General features: G+C 39.7%; 6 protein-coding genes. All 6 read left to right on the forward strand.

Features of this window, described 5'->3' with window-relative positions; translation table 11 throughout:
- Nucleotides 1-50: 50 nt before the first annotated feature.
- The 6 genes from asnB (at nt 51) to Q1553_RS02050 (ending at nt 5,752) form a co-directional block, all read left to right on the forward strand.
- On the forward strand, nt 51-1,760 hold the full coding sequence (gene asnB, locus Q1553_RS02025) for an asparagine synthase (glutamine-hydrolyzing) (protein ID WP_115551736.1): 1,710 nt from the start codon (nt 51-53) through the stop codon (nt 1,758-1,760).
- Nucleotides 1,757-2,848 carry a DUF354 domain-containing protein gene (locus Q1553_RS02030; protein ID WP_115551735.1) on the forward strand — a complete coding sequence of 364 codons (1,092 nt, stop codon included), beginning with the start codon at nt 1,757-1,759 and terminating at the stop codon, nt 2,846-2,848. The genes asnB and Q1553_RS02030 overlap by 4 nt, the downstream gene beginning before the upstream one ends.
- Nucleotides 2,842-3,909 (forward strand): Gfo/Idh/MocA family oxidoreductase, encoded by a 1,068-nt coding sequence (locus tag Q1553_RS02035; protein ID WP_297732081.1) that lies wholly within the window; start codon nt 2,842-2,844, stop codon nt 3,907-3,909. Before Q1553_RS02030 ends, Q1553_RS02035 begins: the two co-directional genes overlap by 7 nt.
- Entirely contained in the window at nt 3,906-4,547 is a 642-nt protein-coding gene (locus tag Q1553_RS02040; protein WP_298060803.1) for a formyltransferase family protein, read from the forward strand. The genes Q1553_RS02035 and Q1553_RS02040 overlap by 4 nt, the downstream gene beginning before the upstream one ends.
- A 104-nt stretch (nt 4,548-4,651) precedes the next feature.
- On the forward strand, nt 4,652-5,071 hold the full coding sequence (locus Q1553_RS02045; RefSeq protein WP_115551733.1) for an acyltransferase: 420 nt from the start codon (nt 4,652-4,654) through the stop codon (nt 5,069-5,071).
- A gap of 12 nt (nt 5,072-5,083) precedes the next feature.
- Nucleotides 5,084-5,752 (forward strand): class I SAM-dependent methyltransferase, encoded by a 669-nt coding sequence (locus Q1553_RS02050; RefSeq protein WP_115551732.1) that lies wholly within the window; start codon nt 5,084-5,086, stop codon nt 5,750-5,752.
- Nucleotides 5,753-5,912: the final 160 nt, after the last annotated feature.

Below are 5,912 nucleotides of genomic sequence, written 5' to 3' on the forward strand. Positions count from 1 at the left end.
AATCAAAGAGATTGCGCAAGTGGTGCAAAAAGTAATGGAATCCTAAACTAATGTGTAGTATTTGCGGAGGGAATTATGCGCTAGAGGTGGTGCAAAAGGCATCTGAAACTATGCTCCATAGGGGATTAGACGCGAAAGGGAGCTTTAGTGATGAGAATTTTTCCTTTGCACATAATCGCCTAAGCATTATTGACTTGCAATGTGAGGCGAATCAGCCCTTTACTTCGCCCTATTGTCCGCATTTTTTGCTTGTGTTTAATGGAGAGATTTATAATTATTTGGAACTAAGAGCAGAGCTAGAAAGTCTAGGAATCCCCTTTTTTACGACAAGTGATACAGAGGTTTTACTACATTCTTACGCAGTTTGGGGGGAGAAATGTTTGCAAAAATTCAATGGAGATTTTGCCTTTTGCATTTATGATAAGCGGGATTCCTCGCTTTTTTTGGCGCGAGATAGATTGGGTAATAAGCCCTTGTTCTACTCTTTTAGGGGGGATAAATTCTTTTTTGCCTCCGAGATTAAGGCGTTTTTGGCTGTGGAATCTTTTAGTTTTGATTTAGATGAGGTCGCAAAGTGGCTGCTCTTTAGTAATGGGGATTCCAAAAAGAGTATTTATCAAGGAATCTTAAATTTTCCTCCAGCGCATTTTGCACACTTGAAGCTAGGTGATAGCAGTTTAAGATTCCAAAAATATTGGGATTTTGAGCCGAATTTTGAGGCGATTAAAAGCGTTCCAAGTGATGAAAAGACTCTACAAAACGCGCTAGAGGAGTTGGAATCTTTGCTTTTTGATGCGACAAAGATTCGTTTGCGCTCTGATGTTCCGCTTGCTCTTTGCGTTTCAGGCGGGGTGGATAGCTCCATCTTGGCGCATTTTATTGCACGAGAAAAGATAGATTGTCGCTATTTTGGGCTGAACTTTAAGGACAATACGCAAGGTGATGAGAGTGCGCATATCAAGCGACTTGCAGAGGATTTAAAGATTCCAATCCATTTTGTTTCTCCGAGTTTGGATTCTATTGCAGAGGAATTGCAAAGTTTGTGCTATACGCAAGATGAGATTTTTCGCAGTTTTTCAATCTATTCGCAATATTTGCTTTTTAAATCTATTGCTCCTTATTGCAAGGTCGTCTTAGATGGGCAGGGGGCTGATGAACTTTTTGGCGGGTATTATCATTATGTGGGACGCTATATTTTTAGCGATTTTAGCGAGTTTGAGAATCGCATTCAACTCTATGGAAATGCTGCATTTAGGGAATACAACTTCGGGCTTAAATGTGCGTTGAATACAAATTTAAAGTTAAAATTATTTGCAGAGGATAATGCAAAGGACATAGAGAAAATGCGAGATTTTGGGCTTCCGATTCCGACTTTGGAAAACCTTTTGGAGAGATTTTTGCCCGATTTTTCTCAAGGGCTTTGGCTAGATACGATTAGCTTTAATCTCCCCAATCTCCTGCGCTATGAAGATAGAAATGCGATGGCATTTGGGATTGAAAATCGCACGCCTTTTACAGATTTTCGTGTGGTGGAATTTGCCTTTAGGATTTCGGAATCTTTTAAAATATCCAAGGGATATAGCAAATTTATTTTGCGTTTGCTTTTAGAGAAATTGGGAAGTAAGGAGTTGGCTTGGCGGAGAGACAAAATAGGGTTTAGTGCGCCCGAATTTTGCTTAATGCAAACTTTAGGATATAATGCAAGCTCTCTTTTTGATATTCGTTTGGTAATTTTTGAGACTTTAAAGGGTAGATTATGATTTGGATTGATGTCGCAACCCCCAAATATGCAATGTTTTTTAGCGTGATGATTAAAGAATTACAAAAAAGAGGGCATAAAGTGTTTGTAACTACGCGCTACGCGCCTCATTATACAGAGGCTAAGGAGATTTTAGAACTACACAAGATTCCACATACCGTGCTTGGAGAATATGGCGGGGCAACTTTGCTAGAAAAGTTTCAAGCAAGAATATTCCGACAAAAAGAGATTTTGGATTTATTTAAAGTGCAGGGCGTTCCTAGATTACTAATCTGTGGTGCAGTGGTAGATAGCGTGCAAGTAGCGTATGGAATCGGGATTCCGGTGGTGAATATTTATGATACACCTGCATTTACAAAACCCGGCGATGAAGAATGCCCGCGTGAATTAACCGCAGTTGCAAGGCTTACTTTGCCTTTTTCTAAGCTTTTTTTCTATCCATTTATTTTTCCAAAAGAGCTTATGTTACGTTTCGCACTAGATGAATCCCAAATCGTGCCTTATCCTTTTATTGATGTAGCTTTGTGGATAAATGCGATTCAAAAGGAATCTAAAAATGACTTTAGAATCCGCTATGGGCTAGACACGACAAAACCCACGATTCTTGTGCGTGAAGAGGAATACAAAGCCCATTATGTTAAAGAGCAAATCCCTGTGATTTATCAAGTGATTCCTTTGCTTAAAAAAGCAATCAATGCGAATATTGTGATTATGCCAAGATATGAAAAAGACAGGTTAAAAAGGGATTTTGGAGGAATCGCGACCATTTTGGAGGAGAAGCTAAAGCCAGAGGAATTTTATCCTTTCATTGATTTATTTATCGGTGGAGGAGGAACGATGAATCTTGAGGCGGTTTGCTATGGGATTCCAACTATCTCTACACGTTCTCTTTGGCTGATTCACGACCAATATTTGATTAAACACAAACTAATGTTTTGGAGTCAAGATTGTGAGGAAATTTTAAAAATTGCTCAAGAAATGTTAGGTAAAAAAATAGAATCGCAAAGTTACTTTGTGCAAGGAGAATGCAATTTTAACGCAATCCTTGATACAATAGAATGTAGAATCTTAAAGGAGAAAAAATGTTAGGTGTAGCTTTACTTGGTTGTGGGAGAATCGCAGTGCGCCACGCGCAACTTTTAAGCAGCAGCGAAATTGCAGGAGCTAAGCTTGTAGCCGTGTGTGATATTGATAAAGTCCGTGCGGAAGCTTTTGGGATAAAATACAATGTGCCTTATTTTGTAGATTTAGATTCTATGATGAAAGAGTGTGGCGATAAAATTGATGTAGTCTCTATTCTCACACCAAGTGGCAAACACGCGCAAAATACCCTAGAGGTCGCACCTTATCAAAAACATATTATCGTAGAAAAGCCTATGGCTTTGACTTTGGAGGACGCTGATAAAATGATAGAATCTTGCGATAAATTTGGGATTCGTCTTTTTGTTGTGAAGCAGAATCGCTACAATTTACCCGTGCAAAAATTACGTGAGGCATTGGAATCTGGGCGGTTTGGTAAAATCGTAATGGGCAGTGTGCGGGTGCGTTGGTGTCGGGATAATGCGTATTATAAGCAAGATTCGTGGCGTGGCACTTGGGCGCAAGATGGAGGAGTATTTACCAATCAGGCGAGTCATCATATTGATTTGCTGGAATGGATGCTAGGTGATGTGGAAAGTGTGTTTGCAAAAAGTCGCATTGCATTAAGCGACATAGAGACAGAGGATACAGGGGTTGCGGTGTTGAAGTTTAAGAATGGGGCTTTGGGTGTGATTGAGGCGACGACTGCTACGCGTCCAAAAGATTTGGAGGGTAGTCTTTCTATACTCGGAGAGCTTGGAAGCGTAGAGATTGGTGGATTTGCTGTCAATGAAATCAAGCATTGGAATTTTACAAACGCAATGGAATCAGACAAGGAAGTAATGGAAAAATATTCCGTCAATCCCCCAAATGTCTATGGATTTGGGCATAAGGAGTATTATTTGCATGTGGTAGATTCTATCTTAAATGGCACAAAGGCTTTGGTTGATGGACTAGAGGGACGTAAAAGCTTAGAACTCATTATCGCAATGTATGAATCCGTAGAGACAGGCAAGGAAGTGTTTTTGAGATTCCACCCAGAGAAATGTAGATTAGGACATAAGGAATGAAAAAAATCGTGTTTTTAGGCGCAAAAGAAATTGGCAAACAATGTTTGCAAGAATTGTTTGCTAGGCAAGACACGTTAGATTTTGCGCTTGTCGCAGTGGGGACATCTCCTAGAGGACAAGCGGTAAAGGAGTTTTGCATACAACATAAAATCCCACTCCTTACAGATTTAAACGGGCTTTTTGAGCTAGATTTTGATATACTTTTTTCTGTGCAGTATCACCAAATCTTAAAACCACAGCATATTTTTTGCGCTAAAGAGATTGCTTTAAATCTCCACCTAGCACCTTTGCCAGAATATAGAGGGTGCAATCAATTTTCTTTTGCTATTTTAAATGAAGATAAAGAGTTTGGTGTAACAATACATCAAATGGACGAAGGGATTGATAATGGTGCGATTGCTTTTCAAAAGAGGTTTAAAATCCCTAAAAACTGCTTCGTAGAGGAGCTAGTAGAGTTGGCAAATACTTATGGAGTAGAGCTATTTTCTGAAAATTTAGAAAAAATGATTAAAGGAGATTATCGGCTAATCCCTCAAGATTCCATTTTCTCGCCTCGTAGAGAGTTTCATAAAAGAATAGAAATAGAAAGCTTAAAGCACATCAGGCTAGAATCTTGCGGGGGGGGGGGCTTTAATTGAAAAAATCATTCGTGCCACTGCAATGCCCGGATTTGAACCGCCCTATTGTTTCATCGGGGGCAGGAAATTTTACTTTATACGAGAGCAAAATAAGGGAGGTGAAAATGGGGGCTGATGTCAAGATTGTAGAGCCTTGTAATCTCTATGAATGTGAGCTTGGAGATGAGGTGTTTGTGGGTCCTTTTGTAGAGATTCAAAGAGGGGTGAAAGTGGGTGCAAAGAGTAGAATCCAAAGCCATAGTTTTATTTGCTCACTTGTGGATATAGGAGAGAATTGCTTCATAGGACACGGAGTAATGTTTGTCAATGATTTATTTAAAGAGGGCAAGCCAGCAGGTGGGGATTCTACAAAATATAAAGAAACAAAAATTGGGAATTGTGTAAGCATAGGCTCAAATGCTACGATTCTACCTGTGGAGATTTGCGATGATGTCGTGATTGGCGCAGGAAGCGTGGTTACAAAAAATATTGTTAAAAGCGGAATCTATGCAGGGAATCCCGCGCAATTAATTCGGGAATTATAAAAGGAAAAAAAGATGGGATTTGAAGAGATTACAAGCAAAATAGAATCGTATCGTGAGCATCTAAAGCAAAAGACAACTTTGATAGAAGTCATAGATTATGGCGCAGGGAAGCCAGAGGAAAAGCGCACAAAGGAACAAATGGAAGCAGGCGTTTGCGTTGAAGTTCCACTTTGTGAATTGGCAAAGATTGGTGTCAAACGCGAAAAAGCGGAAGTAATTTTTGAGATTTTTAAGAGTTTATTGCCGCAAAAAATCTTAGAGCTTGGCACTTGTTTGGGATTCTCTAGCTCTTATATGGCTTCATTCGCGCCAAATGCTCAAATTTGGAGCATTGAGGGAAGCCCAAATGTCGCACAAATTGCTAAAGAAAATCATCAGCATTTTGCTTTAAAAAATATTGAAGTGTTGGTTGGACGCTTTGATTTGATGCTGCCAAATCTCTTAGAAAAAATCAAGCCCATTGACTTTGCTTTCATTGATGGACACCATAATAAAGAAGCCACAATAGCCTATTACAAGCAAATTTTGCCTTTTGTGGTGGGGGGGGGTATTATGTTATTTGATGATATTGCTTGGAGTAGCGGAATGCAAGAGGCTTGGAGGGAGATTTTGGAATCCCATTGCTACACAAAAGCGCAAGAGTTTGGAGAGACTTGGAAGATGGGGGCATTATGGCTATAAAATTTTTAGACTTAAAAAAACAATATTTGGACATAAAAGGCGAAATAGAAACTGCAATTTCAAATGTAGTGGAGAGTAGCGCATTTGTGGGTGGCAGTGAGGTGAGTGCATTTGAGGAGGAGTTTTCGGAGTTTTTAGGCGGAAGTGTGCGCACTCTAGG

The organism is Helicobacter sp. UBA3407 (assembly GCF_949747025.1).
Lineage (GTDB): Bacteria > Campylobacterota > Campylobacteria > Campylobacterales > Helicobacteraceae > Helicobacter_D > Helicobacter_D ganmani.

Coding starts and splice junctions, on each gene's coding strand:
- Q1553_RS02030 (WP_115551735.1), top strand. CDS start 1,757: ATGATTTGGATTGATGTCGCAACCCCCAAATATGCAATGTTTTTTAGC.
- Q1553_RS02045 (WP_115551733.1), top strand. CDS start 4,652: ATGGGGGCTGATGTCAAGATTGTAGAGCCTTGTAATCTCTATGAATGT.
- Q1553_RS02040 (WP_298060803.1), top strand. CDS start 3,906: ATGAAAAAAATCGTGTTTTTAGGCGCAAAAGAAATTGGCAAACAATGT.
- Q1553_RS02035 (WP_297732081.1), top strand. CDS start 2,842: ATGTTAGGTGTAGCTTTACTTGGTTGTGGGAGAATCGCAGTGCGCCAC.
- Q1553_RS02050 (WP_115551732.1), top strand. CDS start 5,084: ATGGGATTTGAAGAGATTACAAGCAAAATAGAATCGTATCGTGAGCAT.
- asnB (WP_115551736.1), top strand. CDS start 51: ATGTGTAGTATTTGCGGAGGGAATTATGCGCTAGAGGTGGTGCAAAAG.